Annotated in this window: 15 protein-coding genes; 12 read left to right on the top strand and 3 right to left on the bottom strand. The window is 74.1% G+C overall.

From position 1 onward, the window contains the following. Positions 1 to 104 precede the first annotated feature (104 nt). The 8 genes from purD to ANAE109_RS07165 all read left to right on the top strand — a co-directional run bounded on the left by purD (position 105) and on the right by ANAE109_RS07165 (position 7874). Positions 105 to 1367 carry a phosphoribosylamine--glycine ligase gene (purD, locus tag ANAE109_RS07130; protein WP_011985713.1) on the top strand — a complete coding sequence of 421 codons (1263 nt, stop codon included), beginning with the start codon at positions 105 to 107 and terminating at the stop codon, positions 1365 to 1367. Then, complete coding sequence (purE, locus tag ANAE109_RS07135) at positions 1367 to 1879, top strand: 5-(carboxyamino)imidazole ribonucleotide mutase (RefSeq protein WP_011985714.1); 513 nt, start codon at positions 1367 to 1369, stop codon at positions 1877 to 1879. Before purD ends, purE begins: the two co-directional genes overlap by 1 nt. 4 nt (positions 1880 to 1883) lie before the next feature. Further along, positions 1884 to 2996, top strand: coding sequence for an LptF/LptG family permease (locus ANAE109_RS07140; RefSeq protein WP_011985715.1), 1113 nt, complete (start codon positions 1884 to 1886; stop codon positions 2994 to 2996). After that, the gene (locus tag ANAE109_RS07145) at positions 2993 to 4075 is read left to right on the top strand and encodes an LptF/LptG family permease (protein WP_011985716.1); all 1083 of its coding nucleotides are present in this window, start codon (positions 2993 to 2995) and stop codon (positions 4073 to 4075) included. Before ANAE109_RS07140 ends, ANAE109_RS07145 begins: the two co-directional genes overlap by 4 nt. Before the next feature lie 64 nt (positions 4076 to 4139). Next, the gene (locus ANAE109_RS07150) at positions 4140 to 5474 is read left to right on the top strand and encodes an O-antigen ligase (RefSeq protein ID WP_049768703.1); all 1335 of its coding nucleotides are present in this window, start codon (positions 4140 to 4142) and stop codon (positions 5472 to 5474) included. A 47-nt stretch (positions 5475 to 5521) separates the two neighbouring features. Further along, on the top strand, positions 5522 to 6307 hold the full coding sequence (locus ANAE109_RS07155; RefSeq protein ID WP_234945263.1) for an ABC transporter permease: 786 nt from the start codon (positions 5522 to 5524) through the stop codon (positions 6305 to 6307). Positions 6308 to 6309: 2 nt separating this feature from the next. Next, positions 6310 to 7074: an ABC transporter ATP-binding protein gene (locus ANAE109_RS07160; RefSeq protein WP_011985719.1), complete on the top strand. Its 765-nt coding sequence runs from the start codon at positions 6310 to 6312 to the stop codon at positions 7072 to 7074. 17 nt (positions 7075 to 7091) lie between these two features. After that, the gene (locus ANAE109_RS07165) at positions 7092 to 7874 is read left to right on the top strand and encodes a trans-aconitate 2-methyltransferase (protein ID WP_011985720.1); all 783 of its coding nucleotides are present in this window, start codon (positions 7092 to 7094) and stop codon (positions 7872 to 7874) included. A gap of 29 nt (positions 7875 to 7903) precedes the next feature. On the opposite strand, the gene ANAE109_RS07170 is transcribed toward ANAE109_RS07165, so the two are convergent. From ANAE109_RS07170 to wecB, 3 genes are all read right to left on the bottom strand, one after another. Then, positions 7904 to 10663, bottom strand: coding sequence for a glycosyltransferase (locus ANAE109_RS07170; protein WP_158305874.1), 2760 nt, complete (start codon positions 10661 to 10663; stop codon positions 7904 to 7906). 139 nt (positions 10664 to 10802) lie between these two features. Then, positions 10803 to 11870 (bottom strand): glycosyltransferase family 1 protein, encoded by a 1068-nt coding sequence (locus ANAE109_RS07175; RefSeq protein WP_011985722.1) that lies wholly within the window; start codon positions 11868 to 11870, stop codon positions 10803 to 10805. A gap of 23 nt (positions 11871 to 11893) precedes the next feature. Further along, a complete protein-coding gene (wecB, locus tag ANAE109_RS07180; protein ID WP_011985723.1) occupies positions 11894 to 13039 on the bottom strand; it encodes a non-hydrolyzing UDP-N-acetylglucosamine 2-epimerase in 1146 nt (381 codons plus the stop codon). Between the two features lie 134 nt (positions 13040 to 13173). Between wecB and ANAE109_RS07185 the strand changes: the two genes are divergently transcribed. The 4 genes from ANAE109_RS07185 to ANAE109_RS07200 all read left to right on the top strand — a co-directional run bounded on the left by ANAE109_RS07185 (position 13174) and on the right by ANAE109_RS07200 (position 17929). Then, the gene (locus tag ANAE109_RS07185; RefSeq protein WP_011985724.1) at positions 13174 to 14448 is read left to right on the top strand and encodes a glycosyltransferase family 2 protein; all 1275 of its coding nucleotides are present in this window, start codon (positions 13174 to 13176) and stop codon (positions 14446 to 14448) included. Beyond that, the gene (locus ANAE109_RS07190) at positions 14449 to 15855 is read left to right on the top strand and encodes a sugar transferase (RefSeq protein WP_011985725.1); all 1407 of its coding nucleotides are present in this window, start codon (positions 14449 to 14451) and stop codon (positions 15853 to 15855) included. Between the two features lie 31 nt (positions 15856 to 15886). Then, on the top strand, positions 15887 to 16504 hold the full coding sequence (locus ANAE109_RS07195; RefSeq protein ID WP_011985726.1) for an L-threonylcarbamoyladenylate synthase: 618 nt from the start codon (positions 15887 to 15889) through the stop codon (positions 16502 to 16504). A gap of 81 nt (positions 16505 to 16585) precedes the next feature. Then, positions 16586 to 17929: a DUF1015 domain-containing protein gene (locus tag ANAE109_RS07200; protein ID WP_011985727.1), complete on the top strand. Its 1344-nt coding sequence runs from the start codon at positions 16586 to 16588 to the stop codon at positions 17927 to 17929. Positions 17930 to 17944 lie beyond the last annotated feature (15 nt).

Here is a 17944-nt window from a genome sequence, read left to right on the forward strand (position 1 = left end):
AGCCGCGGCAGGGCGAGGGCGCTTTTCGCGCCCGGGAGACGGCCCCGCCCGCCCGCCGCGACGCCCCGCCGCGGGGCGCGGACGTGCTATAAGCCCGGGTCTCCATGCGCGTCCTCGTCGTCGGATCGGGCGGGCGCGAGCACGCCCTCGCCTGGAAGATCTCGCGGAGCCCGCTCGTCCGCGAGCTGTTCGCAGCCCCTGGCAACCCCGGCATCGCCGAGGTCGCGACGCTCGTCGCGCTCGACGCGCTGGACGTCGAGGGCATCGCGCACTGGTCGCGCGAGAACCAGATCGACCTCGTGGTCATCGGCCCCGAGGCGCCGCTCGTGGCCGGCCTCGCCGATCGGCTCGCCCGCGAGGGGATCCCGGCGTTCGGCCCCAGCGCCGCCGCCGCCGAGATCGAGGGCTCGAAGGCCTTCGCGAAGGAGATCATGGAGGCGGCGGGCATCCCGACCGCGGGCCACGGCACCTTCTCGGACCTCGACCCCGCGCTCGCGTTCGCCCGGGCTCGCGGCGGGCGCGTCGTCGTGAAGGCGGACGGGCTCGCCGCCGGGAAGGGCGTGGTCGTCTGCGCCGACCTCCGCGAGGCGGAGGAGGCGCTCCGCGCGATGCTGGTGGACAAGGTCCACGGCGGCGCCGGCGCCCGCGTCGTGGTGGAGGACCGGCTCGAGGGGCCCGAGGCGAGCTGCATCGCCTTCACGGACGGCGCGCGCGTCCGCCTCCTCGCCGCCGCGCAGGACCACAAGCGGATCTTCGACGGCGACCGCGGCCCGAACACCGGCGGCATGGGCGCCTTCTCGCCCACGCCGACCGTGACGCCCGAGGTCGAGGCGATGGTGGAGCGGGACGTGCTGCTCCCCGCGGTGCGAGAGCTCGCCCGGCGGGGCCGTCCGTTCCGTGGCGCGCTCTACGCCGGGCTCATGCTCACGCCCGCCGGCCCGCGCGTGCTCGAGTTCAACGCGCGGCTCGGCGACCCCGAGACGCAGCCCATCCTGCTCCGCATGACGAGCGACGTCGTCCCGGCGCTCCTCGCCGCCGCGGAGGGCGATCTCTCCGGCGTGACGCTCGAGTTCGACCGCCGCGCGGCGGTGGGCGTGGTGCTCGCGGCAGAGAACTACCCGGCGAAGCCGGCGGCGGGCGACGCCATCGACGGCCTCGCGGGGCCGTTCGAGGAGGGCGTGCAGGTGTTCCACGCCGGCACGGCGCGGGCGCGAGACGGCCGCGTCGTGACCGCTGGGGGACGCGTCCTCACGGTGTGCGCGCTCGGCGACGGGCTCGACGACGCCGCCCGTCGCGCATACGCGGCCGCGGCGCGCATCCGCTTCCGGGGCATGCAGCTCCGCACGGACATCGGCAAGAGGGCGTGATGGACCCGAAGGTGCTGATCCTCATGGGCTCGGACTCCGACTGGGAGGTCATGTCGGAGGCGAAGAAGGCGCTCGACGATCTGGGGGTGCCGGCGGAGGTGCACGTCTCGTCCGCGCACCGCACGCCGGAGCGAACGGGCAAGCTCGCGCGCGAGGCCGCCGGCCGTGGGGTGCAGGTGATCGTCTGCGGCGCCGGCGCGGCGGCGCACCTCGCCGGCGTCTGCGCCGCGGAGACCGAGCTGCCGGTCCTCGGCGTGCCGCTCGCCGCGAGCGACCTGAAGGGGCTCGACGCGCTGCTCGCGACCGCGCAGATGCCCGCGGGCGTGCCGGTGGGCACGCTCGCCATCGGCAAGGCTGGCGCGCGCAACGCCGGGCTCCTCGCCGCGCGCATCGTCGCCCGCACGGACGCGCAGGTCGCCGAGCGCGTGCGGGTGCAGCGCCGCAAGATGGCCGAGGAGGTCGAGGCCAAGGACGCCGCGCTCCAGGCGAAGCTGGCGGCGCCGAAGGGCTGACGGCTTGCGGCTGCTCCACCGGTACCTGGCGAAGGAGATCCTGCTTCCGTTCGCGGCGGGCCTGCTGTTCCTGACGCAGATCCTGCTCGCGACGCAGCTCCTCGCCCAGGCGGACGTGCTGTTCGGCTCGGGCGTGTCGCTCGTGGACGTGGGCGCGGTGGTGCTGTACCTGCTGCCCTACTTCCTCGGGTACGTGCTGCCCATCGCGTTCCTCCTCGGGGCGGTGCTCGGGGTCGGTCGGCTCGCGGAGGATCGCGAGGTGGTCGCGCTGGGCGCGGCGGGGTTCTCGCCGGCCTTCCTCGTGCCGGTGCCGCTCGCGATCGGCGTCGCGGTGGCGGGGCTCGGGCTCTGGCTGTCGCTCGACGTGGTGCCGAGGAGCCTCGACGCGGCGCGCCTGCGCCTGAACGAGATCGTGAAGCGCAACGTCATGAACGACGTCCGCCCCGGCACCTTCTACGATCAGATCCCCGGCTACACGCTCTACGCCGAGCGGGTCCACGGCGGCCGGTGGGGGAACGTCCTCATCAGCGACCGGTCCGATCCGGCCGCGCCGGTGCTCGCGCTCGCGCGCGCCGGCGGGCTCGAGCCGGTGGGCGCCGGTGAGGAGATGCGGCTCGTCCTCGACGACGGCGAGGTCCACCGCGAGCAGGTGGACGCGGACGAGTACGTGCTCGCCACCTTCCGCCGCGCCGACGTCGTGCTCGGGCTCGGGACCGCGCTCTCGGACCGGAACGCGGTCTCCCGCACCGGGCGCGACGACCTGGCGGGGCTGCAGGCCCGGGTGGCCGAGGCGCGCGCGAAGGGCGACGCCGCCGCCGCGCGCCGCGCCGAGGGGAGCCTCCACCGGAGGATCGCCTCGCCGCTCGCGGTGATCCCGTTCGCCCTCCTCGCCGTGCCGCTGGGCGCCTCGCGCCGGGCCGGCCGCGCCTTCGGGGTGGGCGCGACCTTCCTCGTGGTGGTGGCGCACTACCTGCTGCTGCGCAGCGGCGAGGTGATGGCCCAGCGCGGGGTGCTGCCCGCGCCGCTCGCGCTGCAGCTGCCGACCCTCGTCCTCTCGGCGATCGCCCTGGCCCTCATCGCCCTGCAGGTCCGCCGCGGCACGGGGGCGGTGCGTTGATCCTGTTCGGCTACGTCGCGCGCCGGACCCTCAACGCGTTCGTCGGCGCCCTCGCGGGGGTCGTCGCGATCTTCCTCGCCGTCGACTTCGTCGACAACTCCGCGGCGTTCACCGGCCCGGGCTGGGCCCCGGCGGTGCTCGAGCTGTACGTGAACAAGGCCGCGGTGGTCGTGCGCCAGGTGGCGCCCGCCGCGATGATCCTCGGCGCCGGCATCGCGGTCTCCACCTTCCGGCGGACGCGCGAGTACACGGCCATGCGCGCGGTGGGGCTCGGGCCCTGGCGGCTCGCTGTGCCCGTGGTCGCGGTGACGCTCCTCGCCGGCGGCGCGCTGCTGCTCGTCCACGACCTGTGGGGCGTGGAGGCCGCGCAGCGCGCCGAGGAGATCCAGGCGCTCCGCTTCGGGCGCGGCGGCGACCGACGGCGGTTCGAGGCCGCGCGCGAGCCGAAGCGCTGGTTCCGCGGCGGGGACGGGCGGCGCGTGTACCACCTGCGCGGCACCTCGCCGGAGGGCGGGTTCGCGCACGTGACGGTGCTCGAGGTGTCGGAGGCGTTCCGGCTCGTTCGCCGCGTGGACGCCGAGCGCATGCGGCCGGAGGGCGACCGCTGGCTGCTCGAGCACGTCGAGGATCGGACCTTCCTCCCGGACGGGACCGTCCGCGTCGAGCGCGCCGCCTCGCGCCGCTACGACTTCCCCGAGCCGCCCGACGCCTTCGCGGTGGTGCCCGGGAGGCCCACGCAGATGCGCTGGCAGACGCTGCTGTCGCAGATCGGCATCCGCCGCCGGCTGGGGCTCCCGGTCGCCGAGCTCCAGCTCGAGCGGTACAACCGGCTGGCGTACCCGTTCGCCGGCGTCCCCGGCGCCATGCTCGCGCTCGCGCTCGCGCTGCGCCGCAACCGCAAGGGCCACATCGCCGCCGCGCTCGTCGAGTCGGTCGGCGTGTCACTCCTGTTCTGGGGCACGCAGGGCGTGACCTGGGCGATGGGGCTGTCGGGCCACGTCGCGCCCTGGGTGGCGGCCTGGGCGCCGAACCTGGTGTTCCTGGTGGTGGGCGCGCTCGCGGTCAGGCGGGCGGGGTAGCGGTGGCGCGCTCGTGCTCCGCCGATGAGGCGCTCCGAGGGGTTGTGTAATAATGTTGGGCTTCATGCGCGGGGGCGAGGTGGCGGTCGGTCCGGGTGACGAGGCCCGGCACGGGGGGCTCGTACGCTCCCTGCTCGGGCGCGCCGCGCTCGTGGGGGTCGTCGCCCACGCGGCCTTCCTGCCGATCTCCATCGCCGGGATGCAGATCGGGCTCGCGGTCGCGGCCGGCGCGGTGGCGGGGCTGTGGGCCCTCGGCGAGCGGCCGCCGGCGCCGCGGCTCGCGCTGCCCGTGCTCCTCCTCGCGGGGGCGGCGGCAGCCTCCGTCGCGGTCGCCTGGGCGACCGGCCTGCCGCCGAGGTCCACCTCGACCGCGCTGCACTGGCGCTACCTGCTCACCCCGCTCCTCGTCGCGCTCGCGCTCGAGGCGGGCGGGGCGGAGCGTGGGCCGGACGGCGCGCGCCGCGCGGCGCTGCTCGTGCTCGTGGTGTGGAGCGCGGCCGCGCTCGCGCCCGCGCTGTTCGCCTGGGTGCAGGTCCGCACCGGGATCGATCCGATGCACGCGCTGGGGTTCCGGGCCCACCCGCTGCCCGAGGCGCACCGCCTGCCGTTCGCGCCCGGCGCGCCCGAGCGCTTCCCGGTCGTCGGCTTCTTCAGCTGGTACACCCGGCTCGCGCACGCGCTCACGCCCGTCGCCGTCCTCGCCGGCACGATGGCCGCCCTCGCGCCGGTCGCCCGTCGCACGCGCGGGTTCCTCGCGTTCGCCGCGGCCGCGTCGGCCGCCGCCGTCCTCCTCTCTGGCGCTCGCTCGGCGTGGGCCGGGCTCGCGCTGGCGGCCGCGGCGGTCGTCGCCCTTGCGATGAAGCGGCGCGCCCGGCGGGTGGCGCTCGCCGTCTCCGCCGCCGCGGCGCTCGCCGCGACGCCGCTGCTTCCGATGGCGTGGGGGTGGCTCGAGGAGACCCGCTCCGCCAGCGGCGGCAACGGACGCGCGACGATCTGGCTGGTCTGCGCCGACGTGATCCGCGATCACCCGCTCACCGGCGTGGGGTACGGCGCGCTGCCGCGCTGGTCCGCGCCATACTGGCAGCAGCGCGATCCCGGCTTCGGAGTGCAGGCCTGGTGTCACGACGCGCTGCTCACCTCGGTGGCGGAGGGCGGGCCGCTCCTCGGCGGGGCGCTCGTGGCCTGGTTCGCGCTGCTCGCGATGGCCTTCGTGCGCTGGCGCCGCACCGGAGACGCGCTCGGCCGCGCGGGCGCCGCCGGTGGGCTCGCGGTGCTCGTCGCGCTGGCGATCAACTCCGTCGTGCACGACGTGTTCTGGACCGCGGAGCCGGCGCTCGCGTTCGGCTGCGCCATCGGCGTCGCCGCGGTCCTCGCGCGGCCGCGGGAGGTCCACACGTGAGCGGAGCCACGATCGAGGAGCGGCCCGGAGCACCACGCACGAGCGCCGTGGCCAGCTCCGTCCGCGACGTCTTCAAGTACCGCGAGCTGCTGATGCTGCTCGTCGCGCGCGATCTCAAGGTCCGCTACAAGCGCAGCTCCGTGGGGATGCTCTGGACGCTCCTCAACCCGCTGCTGCAGATGATCGTCTACACGCTCGTCTTCTCGACCATCATGCGCATCGGGATCGAGGGCTACCCGGTCTTCCTCCTCTCCGGGCTGTTGCCGTGGACCCTCGTCTCGGTGGGATCCGTCTCCGCCTCGATGTCGCTGCTCGGGAACCAGAGCCTCATCCGCAAGGTCGCCGTCCCGCAGGCGGTCTACCCGCTCGCGGCCGTGGGCTCGAAGCTCACCGACGCCGTGCTCTCCCTCCCGGCGCTGGCGCTCCTCGCCGTGGCGCTCGGCCGTCCACCGGGGGTGTCGTGGCTCGTCGTCCCGCTCGCGTTCGTGCTCGCGGCCGCGTTCACGACGGGGCTCGCGCTGCTGTTCAGCTCGCTGTCGGTGTTCTTCCGGGACGTCCGCCACCTGATCGACGTGCTGTTCCAGATCTGGTTCTACGTGACGCCGGTGATCTACCCGGCGTCGTTCCTCGAGGGGCTGCACCCCCTCCTGCGCACCGCGCTGGCGCTGAACCCCGCCTCGCCGATCGTGCGGGTGTTCCAGATGAGCATCTACGAGGGGCGGATCCCGCCCGCGTCCACCCTGGGGCTCGCGGTGCTCGCCGCGGCCGCTTCGCTCGCCGTCGGCGGCACCTTCTTCGTGCGGTCCGAGCACCGCCACATCCACAACTTCTGACCATGTCCGGCTCGCTCACGTTCGAGAACGTCGGGATGCGCTTCCGCATGTACCGGGAGCGGGTGACGACGCTGAAGGAGGCGGTGCTCGGCCGCTTCCGCCACCTGCGCACGGCCGACGAGTTCTGGGCCCTGCGCGACGTCTCCTTCCGCGTCGGCCCGGGCGAGGCCGTCGGCCTCATCGGCCACAACGGCTCCGGCAAGAGCACGCTCCTCAAGATCGCGGCCGGGGTGCTCCGCGCCTCGGAGGGACGGGCGGACGTCCGGGGGCGGGTGTCGCCCATGATCGAGCTCGCCGCGGGCTTCGACCCGGAGCTCACCGGCCGCGACAACGTCTTCCTGAACGGCGCGCTCATGGGCCACTCCCGCAAGGAGATGGCGCAGAAGTTCGATCGCATCGTCGAGTTCAGCGAGCTCGGCGAGTTCATCGACATGCCGGTGAAGAACTACAGCTCGGGCATGTACGCGCGGCTCGGCTTCGCCATCGCGGTCGACGTGGAGCCGGAGATCCTCATGATCGACGAGGTGCTCGCCGTCGGCGACGAGCGCTTCCAGGCGAAGTGCATGGACCGGATCCGGGCGATCAAGCAGGCGGGGTGCACCATCTTCTACGTCTCGCACGCCATGGACCAGGTGGAGGAGCTCTGCGAGCGCGTCATCGTCCTGCACCACGGCCGGGTCGAGTTCGACGGCGCCCCGGTGCCCGCGATCGCGCGCTATCGCGAGCTCCAGGGGTTCGTCCCCCACGCGGCGACGCGGGCGGGGTGAGGGGCGCGAGCCGCGCGATGACGGTACCTCCCGTGAACTCGCCCGAGTACTGGGAGGCGCGCTTCGCCAGCGGAGACTGGGAGACGCGGCACGGGCCCGAGCAGTCGCGCTTCTTCGCAGAGCTGGCGCTCTCGCTCGTGGCGCCGTCCGTCCGCGACGATCTGCGGGAGCGCCGCGCCAGCGTGTGCGACTGGGGCTGCGGTGAGGGAGAGGGCACCGCCGCGCTCGCAGCCGCGTGGGGAGGACGCGCCACGGGCGTCGACGTCTCCCCGACGGCGGTGGCGCGCGCGCGCGCGCGGCACCCCGGCGTCTCGTTCGCCGTGTCCGTCTCCGGCCTCGATCGCGAGTACGACGTGCTCTTCACGTCGAACACGCTCGAGCACTTCTCCGATCCGTGGGGCGTGCTCTCGTCGATGCTGGCGCGAGTGACCCGGTACGCGATCGTGCTCGTGCCGTTCGAGGAGCGCGACCGGATCGAGGAGCACGCGTTCACCTTCGAGCTCGAGAGCTTCCCGCTCACCCTCGGCGGGTTCGAGCTCGTGGATCTGCGGATCGCGCGCTGCGCGGGCATGCCGGGCTCGTTCTGGGCGGGAGATCAGGCACTCGCGATCTACGCGCGGAGCGGCGCGGACGGGAGGCCGCTGCGCCTCGATCCCGCGATCGAGGCGGCGGTGAGGCGCACCGCCGAGCTCGCCGCTGACCGGCGCGCGCTCGCGGCGGAGCGGGACGCGCTTCGAGGCGAGCGGGACGCGCTCACCGCCCGGGCGGTCCGCTCCACCCCTGCGCCGCCGCCGGAGTGAGCCCGACGTCGCCGTCCGGACGCCGGCGCTCAGGCGCGCCGCGCCCCGGTCTTCCGCAGCCAGCGGTACGCGTCGGCGTAGGCGCGGGCGTACGCGTCCGCCATCGCGCGGACGTGGAACGGACCGGTCACCTTGTCACGGCCACGCGCGCCGCGCTCCCGCCAGACGTCCCTGTGGAGCGCCACCTCGCGCATCGCCGCGGCGAGCACCTCGACGTACTCCTCCGGCGGCCGCTCCCCGAGCGCGACGAGGTGCTCGAGGGTGAGCTCCGACAACCGCTCGTAGGGGCACGGGATGACGATCCCGATGTCGCCGTCGCGGATCACCTCCCGCGCCGATCCCACGTCGGAGACGACGAGCGGGAGGCCGAAGTACATGGCCTCCATGACCGCGATGCTCCACCCCTCGACGAGCGATGGGAGGACGAAGCAGTCGGCGGCGCCCATGAGACCTGCGATCGAATCGCGACTTCCCCATGGCAGGATACGTACGCGGTCGGTCAATCCTCCGGCGCGGACGGCGTCCTCGACCTCACGCGCGTAGCGGGGATCGAAGGCGTTCCCGACGAGGACGAGCCGAGCCTCCGGCACCCCGGTGCACACGCGGGCGAACGCCTCGACGGTGGTGCGCTGCAGCTTGTTGGGCGAGAACGACCCCACCTGCAGGAAGACGAAGTCCGTCTCGGAGAGGCCCAGGCCCTCGCGGGACGCCCGGTGGGCGTCCTCCAGCTCGCTCGGATCGAGCCCGTTCGGCACGATGCGGACCCGCCGGGGATCCACCTCGAAGGTCTCCTCGAAGAAGCGCCCGACTTGCGGCGACACGGCGAGATGCAGATCGACGGAGCGCAGCCGCTCGGCGCGCGCCCTCCGGGCGAGCGGATCCAGCCACACGTAGCTCGAGTGCACGGTGTACACGGTCGCTACGCCGAGGTCGCGATAGGCGGAGAGGCCGGCGACGCTGTGGTGCAGGTTCACCACCTGGAGATTTCGCTCCCGGACCGCCTCGACCAGCCGTCGCTCGTCGCGCCCCGTGACGACGACCTCCAGCCCGTTCTCCCTCAGCGCGCGGCCGGCGGTGCCGCAGTCGGAGGCGTGAACGAGCAGGGTCGGAAGCACTCGGGACCGGTCGACGTTGCGAACGAGATCCGAGACGATCTGCTCGAGCCCGCCGCGGTCCATCCCGTCGACCTGGAAGCCGACGCGCAGCGGCTCGCGCACGGGCAGGACCCGGGCGGCCGGCTGGCGACCCGGATGCGCGCTGCGCTTCTCGAACAGGCGCAGGCTCGCGATCCGGCGGGCGAGCGCGGGATCGCGGGCGAGATCGAGGAGGAACGCGCGGCCCGGCAGCTCGCGATCGAGGTGCGCCTGGACGATCGGGTCGATGACGAACAGCAGATCCGCACGCGCGGCCACCGCTTCGTCCACCTCGTCGAGCGGCAGGTCCACGACGCAGACGCGCAGTGAGCGGCCCGCGTCCGCGGGCTCGCGCAGGGCGGGATCGCCCGCGCGCGACAGCGGGTAGGCCACGATGTCGGCCGTCTCGCCGGCGGCCGCGGGCCGCGCCCCCGGGATCTCGAGGCCGAGCTGCAGCCACGACGGCGAGGACGCGAGGAACGCGAGCCGCTCGCCGTGCCGTTCGAGCAGGCGGCGAACGCTCTCCCCGATGCGCAGCTCTCTCGCGCGCGCGTTGAGCGTGTTGTCGTGGACGCGGTACCGGTAGAGCACCTCGTCGACGTGGCCGATCCCGAAGAGCGCGTGGACCCGGAGCCAGTAGTCGTAGTCCTCCCCGCCGAAGGTGTCCTCCGCGTAAGCGCCGACGACGCGGGCCGCGTCGCGCCGATAGAGGAAGCTGGCCCCGATGAAGTTGTCGCCGCTTCGGTGGAGGTTCGCGACCGTGACCTCGCGCGGGAGCCTCATCCGGCTGCGATCGTGCGGGTCCTGGTTCTGCGGGCGGAAGGAGGCGTCGTCGAGCGGAAGCCCGCGATCGTCGATCGCCTGGTAATCGGAGAAGACCATGGCCTGCTCCGGGTGCGCGCGGAGATACCCCACGAGCACCTCGAGCTGGCGAGGCAGCATCACGTTGTCCGCCGAGGTCCAGGTGTAGAACTCGCCGGTGGCGAAGTCGAACCCGTTGTTGAGGGCGGACGGGAGCTTCTGGTTCGGCTGAGTGACGACGACGACGCGGGGGTCGTCGGCGAAGCGCTCGAGGATCGACTCCACGCCGTCCGTCGACCCGTCGTTCACCACGATGAGCTCGAGATCGCGGTACGTCTGGCCGAGGACGCTCTCGATGGACTCGGCGAGCATCGACGCCTGGTTGTAGACCGGGAGCACGACGCTCACGCGGTCGCGGCGCCCCAGGGTGAGGCCGGTCAGCTGGCCTCCGCCGTTGGGCAGGAGCGAGCGGGCCTGCGCGACCGCGCTGCGAAGCCCGCCGAGCCGGGCCTTGAGCCTGCGGGCGGCGCGGTGCGCCACCCGCAGCGGCCAGAAGTCGTCCCGGACACGGTAGTAGATCCGCGCCGCCCTCCACGCGGTGCTCGCCTGGATACCCTCGAGCTCGGCCTCCGTGCGCTGCAGCCGCTCCTCGACGCGCTGGAGATCCTGGCGGAGCTGGAGGGAGCGGGAGCGCTCCCGCACCAGCGCGAGCCGCGCCTCCGCGAGCGCCGCCTCGAGCCCCTTGGCGTGGTCGCGATCGCGGGGCGCGGTCGCCTCCTCGCGACGATCGTTTCGAGGGGAGGAGCCTGGCGAACTCGTCCGGTCAAAAGGGGGAGAGGTCACGGGAGCGCTCATGCAGTGCGCACTTTGCCACGAGTGCCGGTCCATTGACACCGCTCCGGGGGACGCGGGCGACGAACGGCGGCTCGCTCGGCGCTCGGTTCGCTGCGACGGCGGCGCCCCACGATCGCGGACGCCGCCCGGCGCGCGCGCATCATCGACGCCCCGTCACCCGCCGGTACACCTCGAGCGTCAGCCGCGCCGTGTCCTCCCAGCGGAACCGCCGCGCCCGGCCGCGCGCCGCGGCGGCGCGCAGGCGCGAGCCTTCCCGGTCGTCGAGCGCCGCGCGGATGGCCGCCGCGAACGCCTCCGGATCCGACGGGGCGGCGTACCGCACGGTCTCGCCACCCACCTCCCGCAGGGCGGGGATGTCGCTCGCCACCGCGGGCGTGCCCGCCGCCATCGCCTCGGCGAGCGGCAGCCCGAAGCCCTCCCGCACCGAGGGGATGACGAAGCAAGCCGCCCCCGCGTAGAGGGCGGGCAGATCGACGTCGGGCACCGCCCCGGCGAGCCGCACATGGGGCGCGAGATCGCCGAGCGGCAGGGACTGGGTCAGCGGGCGCCTCCCCGCGATGACGAGCTGCAGATCCCGGCCCTCCCGCCGCAGCATGCGGAGCGCGTCGAGCAGCACGGGCAGGTTCTTGCGCGGCTCGAGGGTCCCGACCGCGAGCAGGTAGGGCGCGCGGGGGCCCTCCGGCGCGCGCGCCTCGAAGAAGACGGGGTCGACGCCGTTCGGCGTCACGTGCACGCGCTCGCGCGGCACCCCCGCCGCGCGCACGAGGTCCTCGCGCGCGGCGTTCGACGGGGTGAACACCGCGGCGGCGCGCGCGAGCGCCTGGGGATAGAGCGGACGCGCGTACCAGCGCTGGTCCACCGGGAGCGCGTCCGGCTCGAGCCAGGGCGTCGCGTCGTGGATCGTCACCACGGAGCGCCCGCGCCAGAGGAGCGGGGTGGGGGAGCCCGGCGAGTGCAGCAGGTCGACGCGCGCGCCCGCCGCGGCGAGCGGGAGCCAGGCCTGGTCCAGCGCGACGCGCGTGCGGAGCGGCGCGGGGCGCTGCTCGACGTCGAGCTCCGCGATGGCCGGAGGGGGATCGGGGCGGGTGAAGAGGACGATCTCCCCGGCCGCGAGCGCCGCGAGCGCGCGGGCGAGCCCGATCGCGTGGCGCTCCGGTCCAGCGAGGCGATCCGGCCGCAGCCAGGTGAAGGCGATGCCGACGCGCACGGGAGCTCTGCCGGTCGGGGTCCTCAGGCCGCCGCCCACTCCCGCGAGGCGCCCGAGGGCGGAAGCCCCAGGGCGTCGCCGATGCGCGCGCTGGCCTTCCCGTCGCCGTAGAGGTCCACCCGGCGCGCCATCCGCGCGTACGTCGCCTCGTCGCGCAGGAGCGAGTTGCACGCCTCGCGGATCACCTCGCGGCTCGTCCCCACCAGGCGAGAGACGCCCGCCTCGACGCTCTCCTGCCGCTCGGTGACGTCACGCATGACGAGCACCGGCTTCCCGAGCGCCGAGGCCTCTTCCTGGATGCCGCCGGAGTCCGTCAGGATGAAGCGGCTCCGCTGGGCGAGCCAGACGAGCGCCGGATACTCGACGGGCTCGACGAGGTGGACGTTCGACAGGCCGGAGAGGATGCGGAACACGGGCTCGCGCACGTTCGGGTTGAGGTGCACCGGGTACACCACGTCCACGTCGTCGCCGGTCGCGACGTCGCGGATCGCCTCGCACAGCTCCTCGAACGGCTGGCCGAAGCTCTCGCGGCGGTGGCCGGTGACGAGCACGAGCGGCCGGCTCGGGCGGAGGAACGGGAAGCGCGCCCCGTAGGTCGCGTCGAGCCCCCTGTCGCGGAGCGTCTGGACGGCGAGGAGGAGCGCGTCGATGCCGGTGTTGCCCACCACGCGGATGCGGTCCTCGGGGACGCGCTCCGCGCGCAGGTTCGCCTTGGCGCGCGAGGTGGGAGCGAGGTGCAGCGAGGCGATGGGCGTCGTGAGCACCCGGTTCATCTCCTCCGGGAAGGGAGCGTGCGGATCGCCGCTGCGCAGGCCGGCCTCGACGTGCGCCACCCGCACCTTGCGGTGGAAGGCGGCGAGCGCGGTGGCGAGGCAGGTGCTCGTGTCGCCCTGCACGATCACCCAGTCCGGGCGGCGCGACTCGAGGATTCGATCGACCCCCGTGAGCGTGCGGGCCGCGACGTCGGACAGCGTCTGGTTCGGCCGCATGATCTCCAGGTCGTGATCTACGTCAACCCCGAAGAAGGAGACCACCTGGGTCACCATCTCGCGGTGCTGTCCGGTGAGGCACACCTCCACATCGGCGCCGGGGCGCTGGCGCAGATCGTGTATGAGAGGGGCCAGCTTGACGGCCTCGGGCCGGGTGCCGAAGACGATCAGGATGCGCATGTAGCCCAGACGTTACCAAGAGTATCGCCGTGAGGATATAAGGACTTGGGGACGCAACGGGCGGTCGTCGCAGGTCGCGCGAGGCGGCTGGTTGGCGTCAGGGCCTCACGAATGGCCGCTGCCTGGGGGAATGGATGATTCTGTTGCACGCGCTCGAGTGGGTGCTCCTCGCGCTCGGAGCGTATACATTCGGCGTCGCCCTGTGCGGATTCCTCCCGCGCCGGAGAGTCCCCGCGGTCGCGCCCCTCCACCGCTTCGTGGTGCTCGTACCGGCCCACGACGAGGCGGCGGTGGTCGGCGAGGCCGTGCGAGCGCTGACGCTGCTCGATTACCCGCGCCGGATGTTCCGCCTGGTGGTGGTCGCGGACAACTGCACCGACGACACGGCGGAGCGGGCCCGGGCCGCGGGCGCCGACGAGGTGCTGGAGCGGACGGATCCGGTGCAGACCGGCAAGGGCTACGCCCTCCGCTGGGCGCTCGAGCGCGTGGCCTTGCGGTGGACGCCGGACGCGGTCTGCGTGTTCGACGCGGACAACGTCATGACGCCGAACTTCCTCTCCGTCATGAACGCGCGCCTGGCGGCCGGCGCGCACGTCGTGCAGGGCTACCTCGACACCAAGAACCCGGACGACAGCTGGGTGACCAAGGCCATCTCGACCGGCTACTCGGTGTCCTCGCGGCTCTTCCAGCTGTCGCGCGAGAACGTGGGCATGTCGGCGGCGCTCGGCGGCACGGGGTACTGCATCCGCGTCGCCACGCTGCGCGCCTTCCCGCCCGATCCCGCCTGCGTGACCGACGACGCGGAGCTGCAGATGCGGCTCCTCCGCGAGGGCATCCGGGTGGAGTGGGCGCACGACGCCGTCACCTTCGACGAGAAGCCGCTCACGCTCCAGGCGTCGAACGCGCAGCGCACGCGCTGGATGCAGGGGCGCTGGGACGTGGCGCGCCGGCACCTCCTGCCGCTGCTGGCGAGGGCCTTCCGGCGCGCGGACCACGCGGCGCTCGACGGCGCCATCGCGTGCGTGCAGCCCTCGCGCTCCGCGGTCGCCGTCCTCGCGACGGGCGTCGCCGCCGCGCACGCGCTCGCCGCGCTCGCCGGCTGGCCCGCGGCCGCGTGGTTCTCGGTCCCGCTCGCGGCCTGGGGGGTCCTCCTCCCCTGCTACGCGATCCTCCCGGCTGCCGCGATGCGCGCGGAGGGCATGCGGACTCGGGAGCTGGCGCGGTACGTCTACACGGCGCTGTTCAACTCGACCTGGCTCCCCATCCTCGTGCGCGGGCTCGTCCGCAGCGGGGAGCGCCGCTGGGTGCCGACGCGCCACACGAGGAGCATCTCGGCCGAGGCGCGGCTCGCGGCGCGGCGCGGCGACCCCGATCGCGAGGGCCCCGACCGGTCGGAGCGGGTCGCCTGAATGCTGAAGCAGCGCGCACGCGCGGTGGCCGGCGGGCTGCGAGCGCTCGATCTCGCCCTGCTGTGCTCCGCCTTCGGCCTGGCCTACGTCACCCGGCGCGCCCTGCCGGGGACGCTGCCGGACCTCTACGCGCCGGAGCGCTACCTCGCGTGGGTGGCGGCGGCGCTGCTCCTCTGGAGCCCGGCGGCGGCCGCCTCGCGGGTGTACGGTGCCTACCGCACCCGCTCGCTCTTCGAGGAGCTGTGGCGCCTCTCGCGCGCGGTCGCGACCCTGGCGCTCCTGCTCGGCACGGCCACGTTCGTCGCCCACGATCAGCAGCTCTCGCGGCTGCTCGTGGCGATCTGGCTCGCGGCGTCCCTCGCGCTCCTCGCGGCGAGCCGCGTCGTGCTCCGGACGACCGCGCACGCCGTCCGGCGCCGCGGCCGCAACACCCGCAACTTCGCGGTCGTCGGCAGCGGCCCGATGGCGGCGGCGATGGCGCGGCGCCTCTCGAGGCGGCCGGAGTGGGGCTTCCGGTTCTGCGGCTACATCGTGGACGCCCAGGCGCCGGCCCGGAGCCGCGCGCCGGTGCTCGGCCAGATCGAGGACATGGGCCGGATCCTCGACCTGCACGTGCTGGATCTGGTCGTGTTCGCGGTCGGGCGCGATCGCCTCGGCGACGTCGAGGAGGCCATCGCGCTGTGCGGCGAGCAGGGCGTGCCCGCCAAGATCGCCCTCGACCTGTTCCCCGCGCTCGACGCGCCGCTGGAGATCGAGGAGCTCGACGGGATCCCGCTCCTGTCGATCGCGTCCGGACCGCAGGAGGTCATCCCGCTCCTGGGCAAGCGCGCCTTCGACGTCGTGCTGAGCACCCTCGGCCTCGTCCTGCTCTCGCCCGTGCTGGTGCTCGTGGCGCTCGCCGTGCGGCTGGACTCCCCCGGGCCGGTGCTGTTCCGCCAGCGGCGCATGGGCCTCAACGGCCGCGAGTTCACGCTCTACAAGTTCCGCTCGATGCGCGTCGGCGCCGAGGACGAGTTGCACGGGCTGCGCCCGCGCAACGAGGCGGACGGCCCGGTGTTCAAGATGCGGGACGATCCCCGCGTCACCCGCGTCGGTCGGTTCATCCGCCGCACCTCGATCGACGAGCTGCCGCAGCTCTGGAACGTGCTGAAGGGCGAGATGAGCATCGTCGGCCCGCGCCCGCCGCTGCCGGAGGAGGTGCGCCGCTACGAGCGGTGGCAGCGCCGGCGCCTGTCGATGAAGCCGGGCATCACCTGCACCTGGCAGGTCTCGGGCCGCTCGGACGTGGAGTTCGAGCGCTGGATGGAGCTCGACCTCGCGTACATCGACGAGTGGTCGCTGTGGCGCGACCTGCGCATCGTGGCGCGCACCATCCCGGCCGTACTGCTCCGGCGCGGCGCGCGCTGACGGCGCCCCGCGCGAGCAATATCTTCCCGCCGTGCCGCTCCCCCACCAGCTCCAGTCCCGCGCCGCCGCCGCCGCGGCGGTGCTGCGGCGCGGCGGCCTCGTCGCGTACCCGACCGAGACGTTCTACGGCCTCGGCGCGCTCGCGAGGGATCCGGCGGCGCTCGAGCGCCTGGCGCGGGCCAAGCTCCGTCCGGAGGGGAAGCCCCTGCCGCTCCTCGCGGCGGACGCGGACCAGGTGCGCGAGGTCGCCCGGCTGGACGGCCTCGCCTCCAGGCTCGCCGAGCGCTTCTGGCCGGGACCGCTGACGCTCGTGCTGCCCGCGCTGCCCGGCCTGGACGCGGCCGTCACCGCGGGGTCGCGCACCGTCGCCGTGCGGGTGCCAGGCAGCGAGCTCGCGCGGGCGCTCGCCCGCCAGGCCGGGGGGGCCATCGTGTCCACCTCGGCGAACCTCTCCGGCGACCCGCCGCCCAGCTCCGCCGCGCAGCTCTCGCCATCGCTCGTCGCGCGCATCGACCACGTGCTCGACGGAGGAAGCACGCCGGGGGGGCGGCCGAGCACGATCGTGGAGGTCGTGGGCGAGCGGGTGCGGCTCGTGCGCGACGGCGTCATCCCCTTCGAGGAGGTGCAGGCCGCCTGCGCGGCCGTGTGACCGGGCCCGCGACGAGGGCGCGCGCCCCGTCACCTCGGGCTCCTTGCACCCCGCGGGGCGGTGATCTAGCGTCCCACCCCCATGGCGGAAATCGCCCCGTTCCGCGGCATCCGGTACGCGGCCTCCCGAGGCCGCGAGCTCGGTCAGCTCATCGCTCCTCCTTACGACCTCGTGTCGCAGGAGCAGCGGGACGACCTGCTCCGGCGCAGCCCGCAGAACGTCATCCACCTGACGCTCGGGGAGGAGCGGCAGGGCGACGGACCCGGCCAGAACCGTTATACGCGCGCCGCGGAGTACTTCCGCCGCTGGCTCGCGGACGACGTGCTCCGCCGCGATCCCACCCCCTCGCTCTACCCGCTGGAGCAGAGCTTCTGGGCGCCGGACGGGCGGCACCTGCGCCGCCGCGGGTTCATGGCGGCGGTGCGGCTGCACGAGTTCCGGGAGGGCATCATCGTCCCTCACGAGAAGACCCTCGTCGCGCCCAAGGCGGATCGGCTCGAGATCCTCCGCCACGTGGGGGCGAACCTCTCGCCCATCTTCGGCCTGTACCGCGACGAGGCTCAGGTCACCGAGCGGACGCTCGACGCGGCGGCGGCCACCGAGCCGGTCGCCGAGACCGACTCGGACGACGGCGTGCACCACCGGCTGTGGCGCACCGACGACCCCGCGCACGTCTCGGCGCTCGCCGAGCTCGTCGCCCGCCAGCGCGTGTTCATCGCCGACGGCCACCACCGGTACGAGACCGCGCTCGTCTACCAGCGCCAGCTCGAGGAGGCGAACCCCGGCCTCCCCGAGTACGGCGGGCACCACTACATCCTCATGTTCCTCTGCCCGATGAACGATCCGGGCCTGTTCCTCTTCCCGACGCACCGGCTGCTGTTCGGGCTCCAGGGCTTCTCCGCCGCGCGCTTCCTCGAGGGGCTCGCGCGCTACTTCACCATCGAGACGCTGCCGGAGGACATCCGGCGGCCGGCGGGGCGTGCCTGGGCGATCTCCAAGCTCGCCGAGCACGGCGGCAAGGCCAGCACCTTCCTCGTGGTCTCCGCGGAGGACCAGAAGGCGCGGGTGGTGACGCTGCGCGACGACGTGGACCTCTCCGAGGCCGAGCTGCCCGCGAACGAGACCCTGCGCGCGCTCGACGTCACGGTGCTCCACTCGATCGTGTTCCAGCACCTCCTCGGCCTCTCGCCCCACGCCCAGGAGAACCAGGAGAACCTCACCTACGTGCGCGACGCCGGCGAGGCGGTGAACCGGGTGCTGTCCGGCGAGCACCAGATCGGCTTCCTCCTCAACCCGACGCCCATGTGGCAGGTCGAGGCGATCGGCGATCAGGGCGAGACGATGCCGCAGAAGAGCACGCTCTTCTATCCGCGGCTCCAGAGCGGCCTCGTCATGCGCGAGGTGAACCCCCGGGAACGGCCGTAGCGCGGCCGCCGGCTT

The organism is Anaeromyxobacter sp. Fw109-5 (assembly GCF_000017505.1).
Taxonomy (GTDB): Bacteria; Myxococcota; Myxococcia; order Myxococcales; family Anaeromyxobacteraceae; genus Anaeromyxobacter.

Bases quoted from the DNA above. Each gene is read 5' to 3' on its own strand.
- ANAE109_RS07200 (WP_011985727.1), top strand. From the start codon at position 16,586: ATGGCGGAAATCGCCCCGTTCCGCGGCATCCGGTACGCGGCCTCCCGA.
- ANAE109_RS07170 (WP_158305874.1), bottom strand. From the start codon at position 10,663: ATGAGCGCTCCCGTGACCTCTCCCCCTTTTGACCGGACGAGTTCGCCA.
- ANAE109_RS07160 (WP_011985719.1), top strand. From the start codon at position 6,310: ATGTCCGGCTCGCTCACGTTCGAGAACGTCGGGATGCGCTTCCGCATG.
- wecB (WP_011985723.1), bottom strand. From the start codon at position 13,039: ATGCGCATCCTGATCGTCTTCGGCACCCGGCCCGAGGCCGTCAAGCTG.
- ANAE109_RS07190 (WP_011985725.1), top strand. From the start codon at position 14,449: ATGCTGAAGCAGCGCGCACGCGCGGTGGCCGGCGGGCTGCGAGCGCTC.
- purD (WP_011985713.1), top strand. From the start codon at position 105: ATGCGCGTCCTCGTCGTCGGATCGGGCGGGCGCGAGCACGCCCTCGCC.
- ANAE109_RS07165 (WP_011985720.1), top strand. From the start codon at position 7,092: ATGACGGTACCTCCCGTGAACTCGCCCGAGTACTGGGAGGCGCGCTTC.
- purE (WP_011985714.1), top strand. From the start codon at position 1,367: ATGGACCCGAAGGTGCTGATCCTCATGGGCTCGGACTCCGACTGGGAG.
- ANAE109_RS07150 (WP_049768703.1), top strand. From the start codon at position 4,140: ATGCGCGGGGGCGAGGTGGCGGTCGGTCCGGGTGACGAGGCCCGGCAC.
- ANAE109_RS07185 (WP_011985724.1), top strand. From the start codon at position 13,174: ATGATTCTGTTGCACGCGCTCGAGTGGGTGCTCCTCGCGCTCGGAGCG.